At 54.1% G+C, this 23,718-nt stretch carries 21 protein-coding genes; 11 read left to right on the top strand and 10 right to left on the bottom strand.

The window, feature by feature from the left end; translation table 11 throughout:
- Window positions 1–69 precede the first annotated feature (69 nt).
- Complete coding sequence (locus M2403_RS24375; protein ID WP_217153316.1) at window positions 70–264, top strand: hypothetical protein; 195 nt, start codon at window positions 70–72, stop codon at window positions 262–264.
- Between the two features lie 21 nt (window positions 265–285).
- On the opposite strand, the gene M2403_RS24370 is transcribed toward M2403_RS24375, so the two are convergent.
- Together M2403_RS24370 and fabR are read right to left on the bottom strand one after the other, a co-directional pair.
- The gene (locus M2403_RS24370; RefSeq protein WP_165062046.1) at window positions 286–645 is read right to left on the bottom strand and encodes a YijD family membrane protein; all 360 of its coding nucleotides are present in this window, start codon (window positions 643–645) and stop codon (window positions 286–288) included.
- Entirely contained in the window at window positions 620–1,300 is a 681-nt protein-coding gene (gene fabR, locus M2403_RS24365; protein ID WP_152325047.1) for an HTH-type transcriptional repressor FabR, read from the bottom strand. The genes M2403_RS24370 and fabR overlap by 26 nt, the downstream gene beginning before the upstream one ends.
- 212 nt (window positions 1,301–1,512) lie before the next feature.
- On the opposite strand from fabR, the gene sthA reads away from it, so the two are divergent.
- Complete coding sequence (sthA, locus tag M2403_RS24360; protein WP_152325046.1) at window positions 1,513–2,913, top strand: Si-specific NAD(P)(+) transhydrogenase; 1,401 nt, start codon at window positions 1,513–1,515, stop codon at window positions 2,911–2,913.
- Here sthA and oxyR read toward each other — a convergent pair.
- A complete protein-coding gene (oxyR, locus tag M2403_RS24355; RefSeq protein ID WP_152325045.1) occupies window positions 2,896–3,819 on the bottom strand; it encodes a DNA-binding transcriptional regulator OxyR in 924 nt (307 codons plus the stop codon). The genes sthA and oxyR overlap by 18 nt on opposite strands.
- A gap of 160 nt (window positions 3,820–3,979) precedes the next feature.
- Here oxyR and M2403_RS24350 point away from each other — a divergent pair, with 160 nt between their 5' ends.
- The 6 genes from M2403_RS24350 (at window position 3,980) to M2403_RS24325 (ending at window position 10,134) form a co-directional block, all read left to right on the top strand.
- Window positions 3,980–4,741 carry a glutathione peroxidase gene (locus M2403_RS24350; protein ID WP_152325044.1) on the top strand — a complete coding sequence of 254 codons (762 nt, stop codon included), beginning with the start codon at window positions 3,980–3,982 and terminating at the stop codon, window positions 4,739–4,741.
- A gap of 189 nt (window positions 4,742–4,930) precedes the next feature.
- Window positions 4,931–5,953, top strand: a complete 1,023-nt coding sequence (locus tag M2403_RS24345; RefSeq protein WP_217153315.1) for a LacI family DNA-binding transcriptional regulator — start codon at window positions 4,931–4,933, stop codon at window positions 5,951–5,953.
- Between the two features lie 114 nt (window positions 5,954–6,067).
- Window positions 6,068–7,453 (top strand): Sapep family Mn(2+)-dependent dipeptidase, encoded by a 1,386-nt coding sequence (locus M2403_RS24340; protein ID WP_259231217.1) that lies wholly within the window; start codon window positions 6,068–6,070, stop codon window positions 7,451–7,453.
- A 6-nt stretch (window positions 7,454–7,459) separates the two neighbouring features.
- Window positions 7,460–7,780: a PTS fructose transporter subunit IIB gene (locus M2403_RS24335; RefSeq protein ID WP_152325041.1), complete on the top strand. Its 321-nt coding sequence runs from the start codon at window positions 7,460–7,462 to the stop codon at window positions 7,778–7,780.
- 36 nt (window positions 7,781–7,816) lie between these two features.
- Complete coding sequence (locus M2403_RS24330; protein ID WP_204902584.1) at window positions 7,817–9,052, top strand: PTS fructose transporter subunit IIC; 1,236 nt, start codon at window positions 7,817–7,819, stop codon at window positions 9,050–9,052.
- Window positions 9,053–9,066: 14 nt separating this feature from the next.
- Window positions 9,067–10,134, top strand: coding sequence for an aminopeptidase P family protein (locus M2403_RS24325; protein ID WP_259231214.1), 1,068 nt, complete (start codon window positions 9,067–9,069; stop codon window positions 10,132–10,134).
- Between the two features lie 41 nt (window positions 10,135–10,175).
- Here M2403_RS24325 and argH read toward each other — a convergent pair whose 3' ends face one another.
- From argH to argC, 3 genes are all read right to left on the bottom strand, one after another.
- Entirely contained in the window at window positions 10,176–11,552 is a 1,377-nt protein-coding gene (argH, locus tag M2403_RS24320) for an argininosuccinate lyase (protein ID WP_259231213.1), read from the bottom strand.
- Window positions 11,553–11,635: 83 nt separating this feature from the next.
- A complete protein-coding gene (gene argB, locus M2403_RS24315) occupies window positions 11,636–12,409 on the bottom strand; it encodes an acetylglutamate kinase (RefSeq protein WP_152325038.1) in 774 nt (257 codons plus the stop codon).
- 130 nt (window positions 12,410–12,539) lie between these two features.
- Window positions 12,540–13,544, bottom strand: coding sequence for an N-acetyl-gamma-glutamyl-phosphate reductase (argC, locus tag M2403_RS24310; protein ID WP_259231211.1), 1,005 nt, complete (start codon window positions 13,542–13,544; stop codon window positions 12,540–12,542).
- Window positions 13,545–13,679: 135 nt separating this feature from the next.
- Here argC and argE point away from each other — a divergent pair, with 135 nt between their 5' ends.
- Together argE and ppc are read left to right on the top strand one after the other, a co-directional pair.
- A complete protein-coding gene (gene argE, locus M2403_RS24305; protein ID WP_259231210.1) occupies window positions 13,680–14,831 on the top strand; it encodes an acetylornithine deacetylase in 1,152 nt (383 codons plus the stop codon).
- Window positions 14,832–15,119: 288 nt separating this feature from the next.
- A complete protein-coding gene (ppc, locus tag M2403_RS24300; protein WP_152325035.1) occupies window positions 15,120–17,765 on the top strand; it encodes a phosphoenolpyruvate carboxylase in 2,646 nt (881 codons plus the stop codon).
- A gap of 82 nt (window positions 17,766–17,847) precedes the next feature.
- On the opposite strand, the gene metF is transcribed toward ppc, so the two are convergent.
- The 3 genes from metF to metB all read right to left on the bottom strand — a co-directional run bounded on the left by metF (window position 17,848) and on the right by metB (window position 22,596).
- A complete protein-coding gene (metF, locus tag M2403_RS24295; protein ID WP_152325034.1) occupies window positions 17,848–18,756 on the bottom strand; it encodes a methylenetetrahydrofolate reductase in 909 nt (302 codons plus the stop codon).
- A gap of 241 nt (window positions 18,757–18,997) precedes the next feature.
- On the bottom strand, window positions 18,998–21,433 hold the full coding sequence (locus M2403_RS24290; RefSeq protein ID WP_259231209.1) for a bifunctional aspartate kinase/homoserine dehydrogenase II: 2,436 nt from the start codon (window positions 21,431–21,433) through the stop codon (window positions 18,998–19,000).
- Between the two features lie 2 nt (window positions 21,434–21,435).
- Window positions 21,436–22,596 (bottom strand): cystathionine gamma-synthase, encoded by a 1,161-nt coding sequence (gene metB / locus M2403_RS24285; protein ID WP_152325032.1) that lies wholly within the window; start codon window positions 22,594–22,596, stop codon window positions 21,436–21,438.
- Between the two features lie 329 nt (window positions 22,597–22,925).
- On the opposite strand from metB, the gene metJ reads away from it, so the two are divergent.
- The gene (metJ, locus tag M2403_RS24280; protein ID WP_004392248.1) at window positions 22,926–23,243 is read left to right on the top strand and encodes a met regulon transcriptional regulator MetJ; all 318 of its coding nucleotides are present in this window, start codon (window positions 22,926–22,928) and stop codon (window positions 23,241–23,243) included.
- Between the two features lie 169 nt (window positions 23,244–23,412).
- Here metJ and rpmE read toward each other — a convergent pair whose 3' ends face one another.
- Window positions 23,413–23,625 carry a 50S ribosomal protein L31 gene (gene rpmE / locus M2403_RS24275; RefSeq protein WP_152325030.1) on the bottom strand — a complete coding sequence of 71 codons (213 nt, stop codon included), beginning with the start codon at window positions 23,623–23,625 and terminating at the stop codon, window positions 23,413–23,415.
- Window positions 23,626–23,718: the final 93 nt, after the last annotated feature.

Below are 23,718 nucleotides of genomic sequence, written 5' to 3'. Positions count from 1 at the left end.
TGTAGGCGTAGGCTGAATGCGAACGAAAATACTTCGTCCGGCCATGATTCAAATTAGCGAGGAGCCCGGATGAAAACCTTTTGGTTTTTGCCACTCAGACAGACTTTATGGCAAAGAAATAAAGAAGTGGACGATCAATATCTAAATATTGAACATAGGTTTGATATTTATGAAATGACAGTTCATAAAAAGACAGTCGGAGAAGATTACAAATGGTCGCGGTCAGACGTAAGGCATAAAAAAGGCAACCTGAAAGTTGCCTGATTTTTCATAGGAATGAGGAAGTTACTGCGTCGTCGATTTACGCTTTTTCAGCTTCAATCCTATCCAGAACAAAAGCACGACACTGATCAGCAATGGCAGAGAATTCGACCCTAATTCAGGATATTCCACGCGGACAAACGTACTGTAAAGTAGCAATCCGAGAAGGAAAGAGGCCGCAGCCAGCACCGGTAAACCGGTGGGCATTTCGCCTTTGTGATAACGAACATGAAGGCAATACACCGACAACACCAGGGCGATTATCGGGAATATCGAAAACGCGACGACGGAGCTGAATAACGCATCGAAAGTGCCATTAATCGACAGTCCGGCAATCAAAGCCAAAACCAGAGTGCCATTATCCTGGTTCGCTTGTTCGGTCATCTTCTTTACCTCTGGTCTTATTGTGAATAGGAGTCACCGCCGTTCTTTCCTGCTGCCGGCGATACCAGTAATACGCACCTTTAGAAATCATGCGCAGTTGCAACACCAGACGCTCTTCCAGCTGGCGGCGCTGTGCGATATCCACGTCCAGCGCTTCCGCACCGGCGTTGAAAACAATGATCACCATCGCTTCGGCCTGCGCTTCGGTAAAACTGCGCGGCATGTGGTTTTCGAGTTGCAGATAGTCGGCAAGTTCCGCAATAAAATGCTGAATTTCACGGGCGACAGCCGCACGAAACGCGGAAGACGTACCGGAACGTTCGCGCAACAGCAGACGAAAGGCGTTGGGGTTATTTCCGATGAACTCCATGAAAGTCGAAACCGACGTGCGGATCACGCTGCCGCCTTTGGCAATACGCTGGCGCGCCTGGCGCATCAGCTGGCGCAGCATCAAACCGCTTTCATCAACCATCGTCAGACCCAGTTCATCCACGTCACGGAAATGCCGGTAAAAGGACGTCGGCGCAATACCCGCTTCACGGGACACTTCACGCAAACTCAGACTGGCAAAGCTGCGCTCGGCACTCAGCTGGCTAAAAGCCGCTTCAATCAGTGAGCGACGCGTGCGCTCTTTTTGTTGTGCTCTTACGCCCATAACATTCATCCGGATAATGTTCTTCTTTTTGATTATTCGCCCGTTATAGCTTCACTATACCAAAATTTTTACCGGGCGGAGCCATAGATACCACAGCATAAAGTGGGTCAGAATGTTGCCGTATTACCATTAAATGACAACTGCATGTGGGGTAATTAGGTGTAATATGTTACTTTCTCGTTGTGATTTTGTATAAAAATAGGTTTCGAACTATGCCACAGCACTCACATTTTGATGCCATCATCATTGGCTCAGGCCCTGGCGGAGAAGGCGCCGCGATGGGACTGGTTAAACAAGGCGCCCGGGTTGCTGTCATCGAACGCTATAACAACGTCGGTGGCGGATGTACTCACTGGGGAACCATCCCTTCCAAAGCATTGCGTCACGCCGTCAGCAGAATCATCGAATTTAACCAAAACCCGCTATACAGTGATAACTCCCGCACCCTGAGCTCCAGTTTCCCGGATATTTTGCGTCATGCAGATTCCGTCATTAACCAGCAAACCCGCATGCGTCAGGGTTTCTACGAAAGAAACCAATGCCAGCTGTTCTCCGGCGACGCCAGTTTTGTCGATGCCAATACCATCAACATCCGCTACGCCGATAATACGCACGAACAAATCACCGCCGACAACATCGTGATTGCCTGTGGTTCGCGCCCTTACCGTCCGGCCAATGTCGATTTTGGTCATCCGCGCATTTATGACAGCGACCTGATCCTCGAACTGAGCCATGAACCCCGCCACGTCATCATTTATGGCGCGGGCGTTATCGGCTGCGAATATGCCTCTATCTTCCGTGGTCTGAACGTAAAAGTGGACTTAATCAACACCCGTGACCGGTTGCTATCTTTCCTCGATCAGGAAATGTCAGACGCGTTGTCTTATCACTTCTGGAATAACGGTGTGGTTATCCGCCACAACGAAGAATTCGAGATGATTGAAGGCGTGGAAGACGGCGTGATCATGCACCTGAAATCCGGTAAGAAAGTGAAAGCTGACGCGCTGTTGTACGCTAACGGACGCACCGGTAACACTGACAAACTGGGTCTGGAAAATATTGGTCTGGAAGCCGACAGCCGCGGTTTGCTCAAAGTAAACAGCATGTATCAGACGGCTTTGTCGCATATTTATGCCGTCGGCGACGTCATTGGCTATCCGAGTCTGGCTTCAGCGGCTTACGATCAGGGCCGCATTGCCGCACAGGCGATGATTCAGGGCGAAGCGAAAGTGCATCTGATCGAAAACATTCCGACCGGCATTTATACCATTCCTGAAATCAGCTCCGTCGGCAAAACCGAGCAGGAACTGACGTCCATGAAGGTACCTTACGAAGTGGGCCGCGCGCAGTTTAAGCATCTGGCACGCGCGCAAATCGCCGGAATGAATGTGGGGAGCCTCAAGCTGCTGTTCCATCGTGATACCAAAGAAATTCTGGGTATTCACTGCTTTGGAGAGCGCGCTGCCGAGATTATTCACATCGGCCAGGCAATCATGGAACAGAAAGGCGAAGGCAATACTATCGAGTATTTCGTTAATACCACCTTCAACTATCCGACCATGGCAGAAGCTTATCGCGTAGCGGCACTGAACGGATTAAACCGCCTTTTTTAAGCCCGCGGCTTTATCCATATAAGGTTGCATGTGCTCTTTGATGGCTTCAGCCAGTTGTTCATAGCGCCCACGCAGTGGCGAACCGGGACGATATACCAGCGCGATCGTGCGACGGGGTTCCGGTTTGTCACACGTCAGATACGTGACGCCATCGCGGCTGCGCTCATTCGGCACGGCCAGCGAAGGCAGCAAGGTAATGCCACTTCCCGCCGCTACCATATTACGCAGCGTTTCCAGACTGGTTGCGCGGAAATGCGTATCTTCGTCCGCCCCTGCCTGGAAGCAAAAACCGAGCGCCTGATCGCGCAGACAATGTCCGTCTTCCAGCATCAGCAGTTTTTCACCCGCCAGATCTGCCATCGCCACGCGATCGCGTGATGCCCACGGATGATCGTCGTAGATCGCCAGTTTCATCGGCTCATCAAACAGCGGCACTTCAATAAAAGCTTCGCTCTCTTTGACCAGCGCCAGAATTGCGCAATCGAGTTTTCCGCTGTCGAGCTGAGCCAGCAACTGATGGGTTTGCGCTTCGTGCAGATACATTTCGAGTTTAGGGAATGTTTTATGCAGTGAAGGAATGATTTGCGGCAACAGATAAGGCCCGACGGTAGGAATTAGCCCGATATGCATCGGCCCGGACATCGCTTCGCCCTGCTGGCTGGCCATCTCTTTGAGGACTTTCACTTCACGCAGCACCGTGCGCGCCTGATCCACCAGCAGTAAACCGGCTTGTGTGAACAGCACCTTACGACTGGTTCTTTCAAGCAGCATCACGCCCAGTTCATCTTCCAGCTTACGGATTTGCCCGCTTAACGTCGGCTGGCTGACATGGCAGGAATCTGCTGCACGACGAAAATGGCGGAACTCTGCCAGTGCCACAAGATACTCTAAATCACGAATGTTCATTTTTCCTCCAGTCCCTATAAGGCAATGCGATAGCCGATAACGATAGATAAGATAGCAATCAACGATTATATCTATCAACCATTATCGTGAATAATGCCTTCCAACGAAATGGCAATGCCGAAAATAATTCATATTCTATCGATTAATTAAGAGGTTATTCATGTTTGCAAGCCAGGAAGGGAAACACGTACCGCACGTTACTTTTCACACCCGCCAGGGCGATCAGTGGGTAGATCTCAGCACCGATGAATTGTTCAAAAACAAAACAGTGATTGTCTTTTCACTGCCGGGTGCATTTACCCCGACCTGTTCTTCAAGCCATCTGCCGCGTTACAATGAACTGGCACCGGTGTTCAGACAACACGGCGTCGACAGCATTCTGTGCGTCTCTGTTAACGACACGTTCGTCATGAATGCCTGGAAATCAGAACAGAAGGCATCGAACATTACCTTTATTCCGGACGGCAATGGTGAATTCACCAAAGGCATGGACATGCTGGTCGAGAAAGCGGATTTAGGTTTCGGCCCGCGTTCATGGCGTTATTCCATGCTGGTACGTAACGGCGTGGTCGAGAAAATGTTCGTTGAGCCAAACAAGCCGGGCGACCCGTTTGAAGTGTCAGATGCAGACACAATGCTGAAATACCTGGCACCCGAATACAAAGTGCAGGAATCGGTTTCCGTATTCACCAAACCGGGCTGCCCGTTCTGTGCCAAAGCCAAACAGATGTTGCAGGAACGCGGTATTCAGTATGAAGAAATCGTACTGGGCAAAGACGCCACCACCGTCAGCCTGCGCGCTGTCACCGGCCGCGCGACCGTGCCGCAAGTCTTTATTGGTGGGCGCCACATCGGCGGAAGCGACGATCTGGACGTTTACCTGCATTCAGAAACACAAGAAGTGTGCGAAGTTGCACAATAAGCTTCACCGGAACCAGCTGTAAGAAGTAAGACGATAATCCCTGCATTACCAACAAAAAAGCAAAGTTAGACTACGTGAACTTTCGGCGGGCTTAGTGCCCGCCATTTTTTGTTTCTGCGATCTCAGCCCGTTTTTTCCCGACCTTCTCCTGCAACACTTTGCGGTCAATTTATTCCGTATGGCAGGACGATGACGGCGCAAAAGCCCCGCACAAAAATCACTCAGCAGGATGTCGCGCGTCTGGCAGGCGTTTCCGTTGCTGCGGTTTCGCTGGTGCTTGGCGGCAAAGGACGGATATCCCCCGAAGGCGTGGAGCGTATTTATCAGGCCATCGATCAGCTCGGTTACCGTTTACCGGCCACACCGTCAGTCGCACCTTTCACACGAACGGGCATTCTGCTTTCACCAGATTGCGCTTTCGCCGCCGGTTTACTCCCCGAATTGTCCTGTGCGCTGCAACAAACCGGCTTCACACTTATCCCGGGCTACGCAGACACCTCAACGCTTCTGGAGCACGCCGCGCAGCTTCTGGCGCAGGACGTGCGCGGGATTTTCGTCTGCGGGAAATTACTCAATGCGCAGCCTGATACGCTGAAAGCCCTGCATGCGCGGGCGACGGCGCGGCATGTGGCGCTGACCGGCGTCGGCACGCATTTCCATACCGGTCCGCTCGCGACAATTCATCCCGACAATGCGCTGGCCGCACACATGGCAACGGACGCGTTACTTCAACAACAGCACCTGAATATTGGTTATCTCGGCGGGGAAAATCATTCGCTGGTTCGCGCCGAGCGGCTGGGCGGCCTTTCGCTCGCGCTCGGGAAAGCCGGTCTGGCGTTTTCCGCATCGTTAAGTCAGCCCTGTGCAGCGACATTTGACGACAGCTTCCGCGCAGTCACTCAGCTCATTAAACAAAGCCCCAAAATTTCCGCGATCCTTTGCGACAACCCGACGGTATTACTGGCCGCGCATCACGCGCTGGCCGAAGGTTTGCAAACCTCCCGATGGCGGCTGTTCTCGCGGCGCATCGCTCTGGCTGGTTTCGGCGAGTGCGAACATTCCCTGAAACTGGCTTTGCCTCTGGTTGCCACACGTCATACCGAGATGGCGACACGGGCAGTGGAATGCCTGCATGCGCAACTGGCCGGAGAGTCATTATTGCCTGACGACCCGCGTCTGAAGGTATCTCCGGCGTTTCTCGCTTCTGCTTAAAAAAACCGGCGAAAAATTTTACCCGTTTTATTTATCAATTCTGAACCCTGCCTTTTGACGGTTTTTCCGCCAGCCCCAATGCTGTGAGCATTGTTTTTCGGATGGTTAACGTCAATGACTGACTTCGCAGCGCATGCCCGGGATCGGGCGCAGCATTTTCTCACCTTACTCGCCCAGTGGGTGGCGATCCCTTCGCCGTTCGACGCTGCCAGCCTACAGCCGGATGCGCCTTTTGGCCGCGGCGTTGCCGACGCGCTCAGCTGGTGGCAAAAACTCGGCGACGACGCCGGGCTGAACACACTCAATGTCGACAACCACGCCGTGCATATTGAATACGGCAGCGGCGAGGAAATCGTGTATGTCTTTGGTCACGCTGACGTGGTTCCCGCCGGTGACGGCTGGCATTTTCCGCCGTATCAGCTCTCGCGGCTGGGCGACAATCTGATCGGTCGCGGCGTCGTGGATGACAAAGGCCCGATGATTGCCGCCTGGCTGGCGCTGGATATTCTGCGTGAACTAAATCTTCCTCTCTCACGCCGCATCCGGCTGGTGGCGGGCGGCAACGAAGAGAGTGGTTTCCGCTGCATTCGCCGCTATTTTGAATCGCAGCCGCAACCTGCTTTTGCTTTTACGCCGGACGGAAAATTCCCGGTGATTTACGGCGAAAAAGGCTCTTTGCTGGTCACGCTGACGTCCCCGGTTGAACAGCCTGGTTTGACCGTGTCCTGCGGCAGCGTGCTGAACACCATCCCTGACGTCGCCCGGCTGAACGGATTGTCGCTCTCCTCTGGCGGCTGGACGTTATCCGACGGTTTTACGTTGCTGGCCGAACCGGGACAAATTAATCACTGGCAGCTTTATGGTCGCGGCGGACACTCCTCAAAACCGGAGACCTGCCTTAATCCGATTGCCGGTGCCGCGCAACTACTTCATCAACGTTTCAGCGCACGCTGGACACAACAACTTTGCGAAATCACCGCGCCAGAAACCGGCCAGAGCGGCATGCAATTCGCGCTGAATACGCCGGGAGAATGCGGTCAGATCCTGCTGGTTCCCGTCGTACTGAACATCAAAAACGGGATGGTGTCGCTGACGCTGAACGTCCGTTATCCCGAAAACCTGACCCCGGAATACATCGCTGAACGGCTTACGCTCTGGAATCTCAGCTGGCCCGACAGCCGCATCAGCATTGAGCCGGTCAAATCACCGAGCCTTTATCCGCCGGACAGCGCGCTGGTGAAGACGTTGCACGAGATTTACACCCGTCATACCGGCGATACAAACCACCCGTCGCGCACCACCGGCGCAGGCAGTTACGCCAGCGCAATGCAAAACGCGGTGATTTTTGGCTGCGAATTTCCCGACGGCTCTTCCGGCAATACACACGGCGCGGACGAATACGGCAGCCTGAGCCGTTTTATCAGCGCCATCGGCATCTACGCCGAAGCCCTTTACCGGCTGGCAAATCTGCCCGCCGCTCCTTCCGATAACACGAGGTAATTCACGATGTCTGCAAAAAAACTGATTGCGCTGTGCGCCTGCCCGATGGGTCTTGCTCATACCTTTATGGCAGCCGAAGCCATTGAAGTCGCCGCCCGCCAGCGCGGTTATGACGTGAAAATTGAAACCCAGGGTGCCGACGGTATTCAGAACGAACTGACGGCAGAAGATATCGCGCAGGCCACAGTCATCATCCATGCCACCGGTATTACGCCGCAAAATATCGAGCGTTTTAACGGCGTCGAAGTGTATGAAGTTGAACTGAAAGATGCGGTGAAAAATGCCGGCGGACTGATTGATGAGATTGAGGCCGATCAGGCTCAGTGATCCCACTTTTGCTTTTTTAAGCGCGAGGAGTTTTCCGTGGCGATAAGAAAAAGAGTCATTAATACCGGTCACAGTCAGGCATCCGACACACCGCCTGCGGGGCCTGCAGGCAAAGGCCAGAGCCATGCCTGGAAAGAATTTAGCAAACACATCATGACCGGTATTTCCTACATGATCCCGGTGCTGATCATGGGCGGTCTGATTGGCGCGCTGTCGCAAATCATTCCTTATGTTTTTCTGGGAATGTCGCCGGACGAATCCATTATGGGGGCACTCAACAGCGGGCGATACAGCGGCAGTTCGGTCTGGATGCTGCAAATCGCCAGCATCATGGAAAGCTTCGGTTTCACGCTTTTTGGCTTCGCCATTCCGATGTTCGCAGCATTTACCGCCAACTCCATCGGCGGAAAAACGGCGCTGGCGGCCGGGTTTATCGGCGGTTATGTCTCGATTAAACCTGTCGCCATTCCGGCTCTGATCAATGGTGAATGGGCCGCCGCTGCGCCGGTCGCTTCGGGCTTTCTGGGTGCTATCGTGATCGCGTTTGTGGTCGGGTATTTCGTCCGCTGGCTGAACAACACCATCAAACTGCCGCACAACTGGCTGGCGTTCAAAACCACCTTTTTCATCCCGCTGATTTCCGCCATTGTCGCGATGTTACTGATGGTTTTCCTGATAACCCCAATCGGCGGCTGGCTGAACACGCTCATCCGTGAAGCGTTGCAGGCCGCAGGCGCGGCGGGCACATATTTCTACGCCACCTTACTGGCAGCGGCGACGGCGTTTGATCTCGGCGGACCGGTGAACAAAGCCGCTGGGTTTGTGGCGCTCGGCTTTACGACGGAAAAAGTGTTGCCGATAACCGCGCGCTGTCTGGCGGTCGTTATTCCTTCGTTCGGCCTCGGGCTGTCTACGGTGATCGACAAATGGCTGGTCGGGCGGCGTGTTTACGATCGCCAGTTCAATCAGATTGGCCGCACCGCGATTTTCCTCGGTTTTATGGGGATTTCCGAAGGCTCGATTCCGTTTGCGCTGGAACGTCCGGGGTTTGTCATTCCGGTATACGTGGTGGGGGCAATTATCGGCGCGCTGCTCGGGGTTTCACTGGGTGCCGTGCAATGGTTCCCGGAATCCGCCATCTGGGCATGGCCGCTGATCAGCAACATTCCGGCCTACCTGATGGGTCTGGCGGGCGGTTCGCTGTTTATCGCCGTGACCTGCGTGTTCTACCGTAACCGTTTAATCAAAAAAGGGCTGCTCGACGTCGCCTGAACCCGGAGAAAATAATGAGTCGTCAGCAACGTCTGGGCGTTCTGCGCCAGCTTATGCAGGAACAGCACCTACCCGCCGTGCTTCTGACCGACAGGTTCAGCAAGTACGCGGTAACAGAACTGTACAGCGCGTCGGGGTATGTGCTGGTTACGCCAGCCGACCTGTGGATCCTGGTCGATGGCCGCTACAGCGCCGAATGCCGGCAGAACAATCCGGACGTTGAGGTGCTGACGCTGACCGCCGAAAACCCGCTCGCGGATGTGATTAAACGGCTGATCCCCGGTAAACCGTTGTTTGCAGATGCCAGCCAGTTATCGCATCTTGCGTGGCAGGCGCTGGAAAAACAGTGCAACGTGACGCTGCAACACCGGGATATGTCGTTTTTGCGCGTGCATAAATATCCCGATGAAATCGCCAAAATCCGTGAGGCTGCGGCGATTGCTGACCGCGCGCTGGAAACGGTCATGCCGCTGATCCGGCCAGGTATCAGCGAAAAAACGCTGGCGGATCATCTCGAAATGGCGGTGAGACAAGCTGGCGGCAGTAAAACGTCGTTCGATACCGTGGTGGTTTCTGGCCTGCGCGGCGCGTTGCCACACGGGCGTCCAACCGATAAAAAGCTGATGGCCGGTGAACTGGTGACGATAGATTTCGGCGCGGTGTATCAGCATTACTGTTCGGATATGACGCGCACTTTCGCGCTGGGCAACGTCAGCGCGGAACTGAAAGCAATTTACGACACGGTACTTCTCGCCCAGCAGTCCGCACATGACGCCGTCAGGCCGGGAATTCGTTGTCAGGAACTTGATGCCGTGGCGCGCGATATTATTTCTGCGGCAGGTTTTGGCGGGTACTTCAGCCACAATCTGGGGCACGGTTTAGGGCTGGATGTCCACGAAGCGCCGGCACTCAGCCCGCAAAATGCGCAGCCGCTGGAACCGGGAATGATCATCACCATCGAGCCGGGAATTTATGTGCCGGGTCTGGGCGGCGTGAGAATTGAAGATGACGTGCTGGTGACGGAAACGGGCAGCGAGGTACTGACGCACAGCCCCCGGGCGTGGAAAGACATCTGTTTCTGAAGTGATTTTCTCCCCCTTCACAGGGGGAGAAGCCGGAAGGCTTAAAAACCCAAACGCGCTTTCGCGTCGGCAATGGCCTGCGCCACCTGCTGCGGAGAAACACCGCCTTTGGCCGCACGTTTATCAAGACAGGATTGCAGTTCGAGAATGGCGTAAACGTCATCGCCAATCACGCTGCTGAATTTCTGCAAATCCGCCAGCGGCAATTCTTCCAACGCTTTGCCCTGATGAATCGCTTCGACCACCGCTTCACCCACAATATGGTGCGCTTCACGGAACGGAACACCTTTGGCAACCAGATAATCCGCCAGTTCGGTAGAATTCGCGTAACCCTGCTGCGCGGCTTCTTTTGCACGCGGACGTTTCACCTGAATCCCGTCCAGCACCAGAGATGCCATGTTCAGGCAATCCAGCCAGGTATCGAGCGCGTCGAACAGCCCTTCTTTGTCTTCCTGCATGTCTTTGTTGTACGCCAGCGGCAGACCTTTCATGGTCATCATCATGCCAGTCAGTGCGCCCTGCACACGACCACATTTGCCACGGATCAGCTCCAGCGCATCCGGGTTTTTCTTCTGCGGCATCAGGGAAGAGCCGGACGTCACGCGGTCGGACAAATCAATAAACGCCGCTTCGCCGGTGTTGAAGAAAATCAGATCTTCGGCGAAACGGGAAAGGTGAACCATGCTGATGGCGGCGTTGGACAACAGTTCCAGCACGTGGTCGCGGTCGGAAACGCTGTCGAGGCTGTTGCGGGTCGCTGCAGCAAAACCTAACCAGCCCGCCAGTTGCTCGCGATCCATCGGATACGCTGTACCGGCCAGTGCGCCACAACCCAGCGGGCTGACGTCCAGACGGGTCAGGGTATCTTTCAGGCGGCTTTCATCACGCGCCAGCATTTCCACATATGCCATGCACCAGTGCGCAAAAGTCACCGGCTGCGCGCGCTGCAGGTGGGTGTAACCCGGCATCACGGCGTCCTGATTGGCTTCGGCCGTCGCGACCAGCGCCTGTTGTAAATGATGTAACGCGTCACCCAGTTCGACGACCTGCGCTTTACACCACAGTTTAATGTCGGTTGCGACCTGATCGTTACGGCTGCGGCCTGTGTGCAGTTTTTTGCCAAGATTGCCGACTTTATCGATAAGTTTGCCTTCGACCCAGCTGTGAATATCTTCAGCGTCGCTGGCTAAAATAGCGCGGGGATTGGCACGGACTTCTTCCAGCAAAACGGTCAGGGCTTCTTCCAGCTGGATTTGCTCGTCAGCAGTTAATACGTTGACGGTCACCAGCGCTTTGGACCAGGCAACCGAGCCCACGATATCCTGTTCTGCCAGCCGGTAATCGAAACGCAGTGAGTCATTGAGTTCTTTAAACCGCTGGTCTGCTGCCTGAGTAAAACGTCCGCCCCAAAGTGCCATTTTCCTGCTCCTGAATTAATTATGCAAAAGGGCGCACTATGCTGCGCCCTTGAAAAGCGTATACCGAATGCGCCGCCGTTGCGTTACGCCAGAATACGTGTGCCGATGGCGACGCCGTTAAACAGTGCCGGTAATTGTTCGGCGTGGCGCCAGCTGGCGATGTCCACCGGACGGCCTAGAGAACGTGCGGCGTCCAGCGCGGCGTGAACTTTGACGATCATTCCGTCGGTGATAATACCCTGCTCGATAAGCTGTTCGGCTTTCTCTGCGCTCATTTCCGGAATGCGCTGGCCTTTGCCATCGAGAATGCCGCTGACATCAGATAGCAGGATCAGATCTGCACCCAGCGTGGCTGCCAGCGCCGTCGCTGCCTGATCCGCGTTAACGTTCATCAGTTCGCCCGCAGCGGTAATACCGATTGAGCTGACAATCGGCAGATAACCTGCGCCATGCAGAGTGTTAATCAGCGCCGGATTGCCCGCTTCGGCTTTACCAACGAAGCCCAGAGATTCATCCAGCTGGGTTACGCTGACCGTGCCGCCGTCTGCCAGAGACAGACCAACGGCGTTAATGTGGTTTTTCACCGCCCACGCCAGCAGGGTTTTGTTCGCGCTGCCCGCCAGTGCGCCGGTAATAATGTCAATCTGATCGGCCGGCGTCACACGCAGACCGGCTTTTTTCACGACAGGAAGATTCAGCTTTTTCATCAGCTCATCAACCAGGCAGCCGCCACCGTGAACGATCACCAGCGGGCGATGATATTCCTGACGATAAGCCACGACCGCCATGAACAGGCGCTCAAGTGCTTCTTCATTATCCAGCAACACACCACCTAACTTGATGACTAACGGATTCATAGCTGTTCGTGCCCCGACCGGTTGAGAATGTTAATTAATAACAATGCGTTTAATTTAATCTACCATCCCTGAACGTCTGAATAAACGCTCAGGGACGCGTGTTTTCTGTTTGCTGACAATCTGAGGATTGTTAAAGCAGGGATTGCGTTTCCGGGAAGCCAAAGCGGATATTCATGCACTGCACAGCCTGCGCGGACGCGCCTTTCAGCACGTTATCCTCCGTCGCCACCACAATCAGATGTTCGCCTTTCACCGCGAAGCCGATATCACAGAACGGCAGGCCGACCACGTCTTTCAGCGCCGGAACGCCCTTGGTGTACAGACGCACCAGCGGTTTGTCGTGATACGCATTGTGGAAAGCTTCTGCCACATCCTCCTCCGTCACACCTGCATTCAGACGGCATGTAATAGTCGCCAGAATACCGCGCGGGAAGTTACCCAGATGCGGCGTGAAAATCACCGGCACGCCAAGATGCTCGGCGATTTCCGGCTGATGGCGATGGCTGAAAAGTTTGTACGGCTGAAGGCTGACTTCACAGAAGCTGTTGCCCAGCGTGGCTTTGCGGCCTGCACCGCTGACGCCGCTGGTGGCGTTGATCACCGGCCACTGGCTGTCATTGAGCAAACCGTTTTCGATAAGCGGTTTCAGCGCCAGCTGAGAAGCGGTCGGGTAACAACCTGGCACAGCAATCAGCTGCGCGTCTTTTAATTTGTCAGCCTGCCATTCGGCCAGGCCGTACACGGCTTTATCGAGCAAATCGAGATGCTGATGCTCGAAACCGTAGAATTCGGTGTAAAACTCAGGTTTGCTGACGCGGAAAGCTCCCGAGAGATCGAACACCACGCAACCCGCCGCCAGAAACTGCGGGGTCAGGTCATGGCTGACTTCATGCGCGGTCGCCAGAAACACCACATCGACACCTTTCGCTGCTTCCGCCACGTCTTTGAGCGGCAAAACAGGCAGATCGACGATGCCTTTCAATTGAGGGTGCAAATCGGAAAGCAATTTTCCTGCATCTGCACTTTGCGCTGAAACCGTTAAACCGGTTATGTTCATATGTGGGTGGCGGTTCAGATAGGCCGCGAGTTCGGCTCCGGCATAACCTGTGGCACCAACAATCAGCGTATTCAACATAGGGTCTGTTCACCTTCTCAATTTTGGGTAAGGAGCCGGATAATTATTCTGGTTTCCTTACGCACTGGCTTATTGTATTTTTATTCACAATTATTGCATGAATATGAATACTACCCTAACTAAAGGCTGTCAACAGTGAAGATGAAATTACCTCCTTTTATTGAGCTCTATCGGGCGTTAATCGCAACCCCTTCCATCAGCGCAACGGACGCTGCTTTGGACCAGAGCAATGAGACGCTAATCCATTTACTGGCAGGCTGGTTCGGTGATTTAGGCTTCAAAGTTGAAGTACAGCCCGTCCCAGGTACGCGCAATAAATTCAATATGTTAGCCAGTACCGGCGAAGGTGCCGGCGGCTTACTGCTGGCTGGTCACACCGACACCGTTCCGTTCGATGACGGACGCTGGACACGCGATCCTTTCACCCTCACCGAGCATGAAAATAAGCTCTATGGTTTGGGTACTGCCGACATGAAAGGTTTCTTCGCGTTTATCCTCGATTCACTGCGCGATGTTGAGCTGACCAAACTGACTAAACCGCTGTATATTTTAGCGACGGCGGATGAAGAAACAACGATGGCCGGTGCCAGCTACTTTTCTAAAAATGCGAAAATTCGTCCGGACTGCGCAATCATCGGCGAACCGACCTCGTTGAAACCGGTTCGTGCGCACAAAGGTCATTTGTCGAATGCCATCCGCATCACCGGTCAGTCCGGCCATTCCAGCGATCCGTCGCGCGGCGTGAACGCCATCGAGCTGATGCACGAGTCGATTACCCATCTGATGACGCTGCGCAATACGCTGAAAACCCGTTACAACCACAGTGGTTTTGTGATCCCGTATCCGACCATGAACTTCGGTTATATCAACGGCGGCGACGCGCCAAACCGTATTTGCGCCTGCTGCGAGATGCACATGGATATTCGTCCGCTGCCGGGCCTGACACTGGCTGATATCAACGGTCTGCTCAACGAAGCGCTGGAGCCTGTCAGCCAGCGCTGGCCGGGCCGTCTAGCTATCGAAGAACTGCATCCGCCGATCCCGGGCTATGAATGCCCGCCAGATCACCCGCTGGTTCAGGTGGTCGAAAAGCTTCTGGGCGTGGAAACGGAAATCGTTAACTACTGCACCGAAGCGCCATTTATTCAGGAACTGTGTCCGACGCTGGTTCTGGGGCCGGGTTCTATCGATCAGGCGCACCAGCCAGATGAATATATTGATACCGCGTTCATAAAACCGACACGCGAGCTGATTTCTCAGGTCGTTCATCACTTCTGTTATCACTGATCCTGAATCAGGGTTGATGAAGAAACAATCAGGGCGCTTCCGGGCGCCCTTTGATACTGTACAAATGATGGATTAGCCAAACTGATATCGTCGCGGTTGTAATTAAATTTCAGCGACATCGCCAAAAAGACCATTTTTAACGTGAGTGATCGGGTGTTTTTGGGTTAAAACAGGTGCGGTATTTAAAAAGTATGGCCAGGTTGGCGGGTGAACGGGGCATGAATGCCTGACGGGTGAAAGTTATTTACAGAATATAAAAATCAAACGAGAGAACGGGTCAGAGGTGATATGAACGAACAATATTCCGCAATGCGAAGTAATGTCAGTATGTTAGGTAAATTGCTGGGCGACACGATCAAAGATACGTTGGGAGAACATATCCTGGATCGTGTTGAAAAAATCCGTAAGTTGTCCAAATCCTCACGTGCAGGAAATGATGCAGATCGTCAGGAATTGCTGTCAACGCTGCAAAATCTCTCGAATGATGAGTTGTTGCCCGTTGCCCGTGCTTTCAGCCAGTTCCTTAATCTAGCCAACGTAGCCGAGCAATATCACAGCATTTCGCCACACGGCGAGGCAGCCAGCAACCCTGAAGCTCTGGCACAATTGTTCGATCGTCTGAAATCCAAAAATCTCTCTGAACAACAATTGCGTGACGCCGTTGACCAGCTTTCTATCGAACTGGTGCTGACCGCACACCCGACGGAAATCGCCCGCCGCACGCTTATCCACAAACTGGTGGAAGTGAATAATTGCCTCAAACAACTCGACCATAACGATCTGGCCGATTACGAGCGCAAACAAATTATGCGCCGCCTGCGTCAGTTAATTGCGCAGTCATGGCACACCGACGAAATCCGTAAGAACCGCCCTTCTCCGGTTGATGAAGCCAAATGGGGTTTTGCGGTGGTCGAAAACAGCCTGTGGGAAGGCGTTCCTGCTTTCCTGCGTGAACTGAATGAGCAGCTTGAGACATCACTGAATTACAAAATGCCGGTGGAAGCCGTGCCGGTGCGTTTCACTTCCTGGATGGGCGGCGACCGCGACGGTAACCCGAACGTGACTGCCGATATTACCCGCCACGTTCTGTTGCTGAGCCGCTGGAAAGCCACCGATCTGTTCCTGCGCGATGTCGCTGTGCTGGTTTCCGAACTCTCCATGACCGAATGTACGCCGGAACTTCGCGAGCGGGCCGGTGGCGCGGATATCCTCGAGCCGTACCGCGAAATCATGAAACAGCTGCGTACCCAGCTGACCACCACGCAGGTGTATCTCGAAGCCCGTCTGAAAGGCGAACGCGTTGCGCGTCCTCATGATTTGCTGGTGAAAAACGAACAACTCTGGGCACCGCTTTACGCCTGTTACCAGTCACTGCTGGCCTGCAATATGGGCATCATCGCGAACGGTCAGTTGCTCGATACCCTGCGCCGCGTACGCTGTTTCGGCGTGCCGCTGGTGCGTATCGACGTGCGTCAGGAAAGTACCCGTCATACCGACGCGATCGCTGAAATTACCCGCTATCTGGGGCTCGGCGATTACGAAAGCTGGTCTGAATCTGACAAGCAGGCGTTCCTGATCCGCGAGCTTAATTCTCAGCGTCCGCTGGTTCCACGTCACTGGGAACCGAGCGCTGACACCAAAGAAGTGCTCGATACCTGCCAGGTGATTGCGGAAGCGCCGGAAGGCTCTATCGCCGCTTATGTCATTTCCATGGCGCGTACGCCGTCTGACGTTCTGGCCGTGCATTTGCTGCTTAAAGAAGCCGGTTGTCCGTTCCCGATGCCGGTTGCGCCGCTGTTCGAAACGCTGGATGACCTCAATAACGCCGACGATGTAATGAAGCAATTGCTGAGCATCGACTGGTATCGCGGCTTCATTCAGGGCAAACAAATGGTGATGATTGGCTATTCCGACTCCGCGAAAGACGCGGGCGTGATGGCAGCGTCATGGGCGCAGTACCGCGCACAAGACGCATTGATCAAAACCTGTGAGAAAGCCGGTGTCGCGCTGACGCTCTTCCACGGACGCGGCGGTTCTATCGGCCGTGGCGGTGCGCCAGCGCAAGCTGCGCTGCTCTCTCAGCCGCCGGGCAGCCTGAAAGGTGGCCTGCGCGTGACCGAACAGGGCGAAATGATCCGCTTCAAATTTGGTCTGCCGGAAGTCACCATCAGCAGTCTGGCGCTGTATACCTCCGCCATTCTGGAAGCCAATTTGTTGCCACCGCCTGAGCCGAAAAAAGCCTGGGTGGACATCATGGAACAGCTGTCTGACGTTTCCTGCAAAATGTATCGTGGTTATATTCGCGAGAATAAAGACTTCGTGCCTTATTTCCGTGCGGCGACACCGGAGCAGGAACTGGCGAAACTGCCACTGGGCTCACGCCCCGCGAAACGTAAAGCCAACGGCGGCGTGGAAAGCTTGCGCGCGATTCCGTGGATCTTCGCCTGGACGCAAAACCGTCTGATGCTGCCAGCCTGGCTGGGCGCAGGTGCTGGTTTGCAGGCCGTTGTCGATGACGGGAAACGCGATGAGCTGGAAGCCATGTGCCACGACTGGCCATTCTTCTCTACGCGTATCGGTATGCTGGAAATGGTGTTCGCCAAGGCCGACCTGTGGCTGGCGGAATACTACGATCAGCGTCTGGTCGAAAAAGAACTGTGGCCGCTGGGCGCGAAACTGCGTGAGCAGCTGGCAGGCGATATCAAAGTGGTGCTGGCGATTTCCAACGACGATCATCTGATGGAAGATTTGCCGTGGATTGCTGAATCTATCGCATTGCGTAACGTCTACACCGACCCGCTTAACGTGCTTCAGGCTGAGTTGTTGCACCGTTCACGTGAGTTGGAAAAAGACGGCAAGCAGGATGCGAATGTCGAACAGGCCCTGATGGTAACCATCGCAGGCGTTGCGGCCGGTATGCGCAACACCGGTTAGTTCAGCCGTAAAGCCCAAAGAAAAACCCGCGAATTCGCGGGTTTTTTGCTTTCTGCATTCGGGACATTGTTTACTTATTTACTTAAGCGCGAACCGGAACGGCGATGTCAGGACGCACACCCAGCGTATGGCAAATTGCGTAGCTCATTTCAGCACGGTTCAGGGTGTAGAAATGGAAGTCCTTCACGCCTTCGCGGCTGAGGATTTTCACCATGTCCATCGCGATATTTGCGCCGACCATTTTGCGGGTTTCCGCATCATCGTCCAGCCCTTCAAACTGACTGTTCATCCAGTTCGGGACACGCACGTTAGTCATGGTGGCAAAACGCGTCAGCTGTTTGAAGTTGGAAACCGGCAGAATGCCCGGCACGATTTCAACATCAATGCCCTGACCCGCACAGCGGTCACGAAAACGAAGATAACTTTCTACGTCGAAGAAAAATTGTGTAATGGCACGGCTGGCGCCCGCGTCGATTTTACGCTTCAGGTTGATCAAATCTGCCTGTGCGCTTTTGGCTTCCGGGTGAACTTCCGGGTAAGCCGCCACGGAAATATCGAAATCACCCACTTCCTTCAGCAGATGCACCAGATCTGTGGCATACATATCCGGTTTACCGCCGCCCGCCGGTAAATCCCCGCGCAGCGCGACGATATGACGGATGCCGCTTTCCCAGTAATCCTTCGCAATCTGACGCAGTTCATCACGGCTGGCATCGATACAGGTCAGGTGCGGAGCCGCTTCCAGACCGGTGCGCTCTTTAATGCCTTTGATGATGCTGTGTGTGCGGTCACGCTCGCCGGAATTAGCACCGTAGGTCACGGACAAAAACTTAGGCTTAAGGCTGCTGAGACGGTCGATGGAGCTCCACAACGTATCTTCCATCTCGCTCGTGCGCGGCGGGAAAAACTCGAAAGAAACGTTAATCTGACCCTGCAACTCTGCCAGATTCTGGTTCAGCGCTTCGCGCTGGTTTGCGTGGAAAAAGCTCATAAACACTACCTCATGGATCACTGCGTTTTAATTATTGGCTTATATGGTAAGCGTCTAGACGTCTAAACGTATGGATAGACAATGGAGGAAGTGAGCAAAACTGTCAACTGCAAAAATGCATATGCATGTGATTAATCTTCACTCAAATTGAAAGAATTTCATGTTGGGGGAAAGTGGAGAGGAAGAGATGAGGATAAGTCTGTAAGCCCCCTTCCGGCAGTAGCCGGAAGGGGGTGGGTAATTAAAGCAACTGAGTCAACCGGTTAAGGTCAGATTGCAGTGCGCCAGCGGTAACATCACGCCCGGCACCCGGCCCGCGGATGACCAGCGGGTTGTCGCGATACCAGCGGCTTTCGATGGCAAAAACGTTATCGCATGGCAGCAACGCGGCCAGAGGATGGTCCTCTCGCACCGCTTCGACACCAACGCGCGCTTTACCGTTAGCATCGAAACGCGCAACATAACGCAGCACCAGACCCATTTCGCGGGCGGCTTCCAGACGTTGCAGCATTTGCTGGTTCAGCGCTTCGCCGTCCTCAAAGAACTGATCGACGGAACCCGTTTCACATCCGGCCGGCACCAGCGATTCCACACGGACCTGCGTCGGTTCGATTTCATAACCCGCTTCACGCGCCAGGATCACCAGTTTACGCATCACGTCCTGACCGGATAAATCATCACGCGGATCCGGCTCAGTCAGCCCCTGCTGCCACGCTAAATCCACCAGTTCGGTGAACGGCAGCGTGCCGTCAAATTGCAGGAACAGCCACGACAGGGTGCCGGAGAAAATCCCGCTAATGGCCAGAATGCTGTCGCCACTTTCGCGTAAATCGCGCACCGTATGGTTGACAGGCAAACCGGCGCCGACGGTGGCGTTATACAACCAGTGGCTGTCGGTTTTGGAAAACGCATCACGGATCTGACGGTATTTATGGGTATCCGACGCGCCCGCCAGTTTATTCGCGCTGATCACATGAAAACCGTAGCTGGCGAAATCCAGATACTGATCGGCCAGTTCTGCGCTCGCCGTGACATCCAGCACCACCAGATCATCATAAGGATGCGCACGCATCCACAGGAACAGCGATTCTTCGTCGTGTGTCTGAGACTCATCGTCGAAGAAGGCCAGCGCACGGCTGGCATCCAGACCTTCGTAATTGAGCAGGCTGCGTTTGCTGTCGACCACACCGGCCAGCACAAATTCGAAACCGCTGCGGGCAGAAATATTCTTTTGTTCACGGGCAAACAGTTCCAGCCAGCGTGAACCGATATTGCCTTTACCAAACAGCATCAGACCAATTTGTTTTTCAGCGCGGAACAGGGTTTTGTGCAGCCCCTGAATCAGATGAGCGGTCGGACCGACGCGCAGTACAGCCACCAGGCTGATGCCGTCTTCCGACTGCCAGATGAATTCGATCGGCTGATCTTTCATTTCCTGATAGAAACGGTGGCTGTGCAGCGGGTTTTTACACACGCCCGCACCGACCAGCGCTACCATTGCCAGCCCTTCACGCAGCGTCAGGCGCCCCGGGAATGCGGCATCTTCCAGCACCTGCAAGGCGCTGCCCGCCACTTCGGAGGTATAGCAAAATTGCAGCAGATTGCGGTCAGGATGCACGCCGGTACACAGCGGTTTGATCTGCGCACGCTTGAGCAGCAACTCAACATCTTTTTGTGCCAGCACAAAATCATGCGCAGACGGAATAGCCATTTCGATCAGGCAAATATCATCGTGGCTGGTGACAATTTTTGCGCCCGTGCCGGAAGCCAGCACGCGTTCGATACGCGTCGAGCCCTGCTCCGGTTTGTAGCTACAGCGCAGCTGTAAATCGATATCGCTGCCGGAAACCGGCTGCAAAGTGCGGGTATGCAAGACCGGTGCGGCCAGACGCGCCAGTTCACTGGCTTCATCCAGACGCAGCAGCGGCAACAGGCAGGCATCTTTCACTTTACGGGGATCGGCGCTGTAAACCCCGGCGACGTCACTCCAGATGGTAACGCGGCTGGCGTTCGCCAGTGCGCCAATCTGGGTGGCGGAATAGTCGCTGCCGTTACGGCCAAGCAGAACGGTTTCACCGGCGTCACTGCGGGCGATAAACCCGGTCACCACCAGATATTGCTGGGGATGCTGCGCGATAAGTTGTTGCAGAAGCGGATAAGAACGCCCTTCATCTACCTGAGGCTGGGCCGCGCGTTCAGCACGCAGAAATTCGCGCGCATCCAGCCAGGCGGCAGGCAGCTCCATTTTGCACAACACAGCAGACATCAGTCGTGCAGACCAGATTTCGCCATGACCGACGACTTCTGCGTAAACCGCATCGGTCATCTTGTCATCGAGCAAAACAGCCAGACGTTCGAGGTCATGAATAAAAGAAGCAATAAGCGGTTCTGCCATTTCCGGCGGAAGCAGGCCGGAAATCAAATCACTCTGATACCGGCGCAAGGCCTGCTGAACCTGATGCGCGGAAAGCCGGTCGGTCTGGCTCAGTTTCAGCCAGCTGATCAGCTGGTTGGTTGTGCTGCCCGCCGCCGACACCACCATCATGTCGCCCGGCTTTGCGTACTCAGCCATAATACCTGCGACGCGCAGATAACATTTCACGTCAGCCAGGCTGCTGCCACCAAATTTGTGCAACTGCCGGCTTCCCGCCGGCGCTGCAACCGCTATTGCATTCATACTTACCTCGTTGCCACTGACTGGAATGCGTGTTCCAGATCAGCAATCAAATCTTCGCTGTCTTCAAGACCTACAGAAATACGGAGCAAGCTGTCAGAAATCCCGGCGGCTTTACGCGCTTCCGGCGCCATGCCAGCGTGTGTCATGGTTGCCGTATGAGAAATCAGGCTTTCGACGCCTCCCAGTGATTCTGCGAGGGTAAATAACTTCAATTCTTTCAGGAAATGACGCAGCTGTGCCTCATCTCCGTTAAATTCAAAACTGATCATGGCCCCGAAGCCACGTTGCTGACGGCGGGCAATTTCATGCCCCTGGTTTTCCGGCAGCGACGGATGATACAGCTTTTTGACCTGCGACTGTTTTTGCAAATACGCCACAATCGCCAGCGCATTTTCCTGCTGTTGTTTTACGCGAACCGTCAACGTGCGCAGGCCACGCAACAGCAGATAGCTGTCAAATGCCGCGGCGGTCACACCAATATTGTTCGCCCACCACGCCAGTTCAGTTGCATGCTCTGCGGTCTTAGATATTACCGTACCGGCGACCACATCAGAATGCCCATTCAGATATTTCGTACAGGAATGTACAACTAAATCCGCCCCCAGCTTCAGCGGGTTTTGCAACGCCGGGCTCAGGAACGTGTTATCCACGACGGTTAGCGCGCCAGCCGCGTGAGACGCCGCACAAATCGCCTCGATATCGACCACGCGCAGCAGCGGGTTGCTGGGGGATTCAATCAGCACCAGTTTTGGTTTTTCCTTCAGCGCTTCGGCCAGCGCCTGCGGGTCACCCTGATCGACAAACAGCACGCGGTAAGCACCGCGCTTGCTCAGGCTGTCGAACAGACGGTAGCTGCCGCCGTAGCAATCGTGCGGCGCAACCAGCAAATCACCAGGTTTGAGAAACACCGTACACACCAGATGGATTGCGGACATCCCGCTGCTGGTGAGCACCGCGCCCGCTCCGCCTTCCAGATCGGCCAGCGCACGCTGAGCGATATCACGCGTCGGATTTCCGCGGCGTGAATAGTCATGGGCTCTCGGCTGATTGAAATCTTCAAAGTTGTAAGTGCTGGAAAGGGCGATAGGCGGAACTACACAACCATATTGCTGATCATTGTTCAGGCCACTGCCCACGGCAATGGTGGCTTGCTTGTGCGTCATAGTCGTTTCTTCCTGACGAAATGCGGAGGATGAGGGTGTAAAGAGTAACGCCCGGAATTATAGACGTCAATACATCTGGACATCTAAACTTCTTTGCGTATAGATTGAGCAACAGAGCAATACCCGCTAAAATTATGACGTTAATGAAGATGTCCGGCAGATCCGTTGCGTGAAGCAATTAAGCGCAAGGCGACAAAATGAACAATGCCGCAGGGCAAATCGTGAGGTATCCCTGTAAAATGACGACATTTATTTAGTGAGAACAGTGAAAATCGGGCATAATCACGCGGTTTTCAGTATTTTATTTTTTGATAAATTTAAGGTGTCCCATGGCTGAGTGGAACGGCGAATATGTCAGCCCTTACGCTGAACACGGTAAGAAAAGTGAGCAAGTTAAGAAAATCACGGTATCCATTCCGCTGAAAGTCCTGAAAATTCTCACCGATGAACGCACCCGTCGTCAGGTGAATAACCTGCGTCATGCGACTAACAGTGAATTATTGTGTGAAGCTTTCCTGCATGCGTTCACCGGTCAGCCTTTGCCGAATGACGAAGACCTGCGTAAAGAACGCAGTGACGAAATCCCGGAAGCGGCGAAGATCCTGATGCGTGAACTGGGTGTTGATCCTGATACCTGGGAATATTGAGAAACGCTGAGATTTTCTGACAGCCCTGTGCAATTCATTGTGCGGGCTTTTGACGAGCGGGCGATCAATAGAACGTTTTGAATCACTGAAGGTTTTGTCTGGCGGGAAGTGAAACGACAGGCAACAAAAAAGGCGCCAAAGGCGCCTTTTTTTGCTCTCAAGCGTAAGCTTATTTGCTGCTTGGAACGCTGAAACGCTTGTTGAAGCGGTCAACGCGGCCACCGGTAGCGACTTCACGTTGCTTACCAGTGTAGAACGGGTGACATTCGCCACAAACGTCCAGGTTCAGATCGTGACCCACAGTTGAGTGAGTTTTGATTACGTTACCGCATGAGCAAGATGCAGTAACTTCTACGTATTTAGGGTGAATACCTTTTTTCATGGAAAACCTCTTCTTAAGGCCGCGTCGCTATCCAACCCTGTTCCGTCAGACACCACGCGTAGTGGATGATAGGCTTTAGTACGAAATGCACTA

It is taken from the genome of Rahnella sp. BIGb0603, from assembly GCF_024808755.1.
GTDB classification, from domain to species: Bacteria; Pseudomonadota; Gammaproteobacteria; order Enterobacterales; family Enterobacteriaceae; genus Rahnella; species Rahnella contaminans.
Note: the sequence above shows the minus strand (reverse complement) of the source record. Positions and strands in the feature narration are given on the sequence as shown.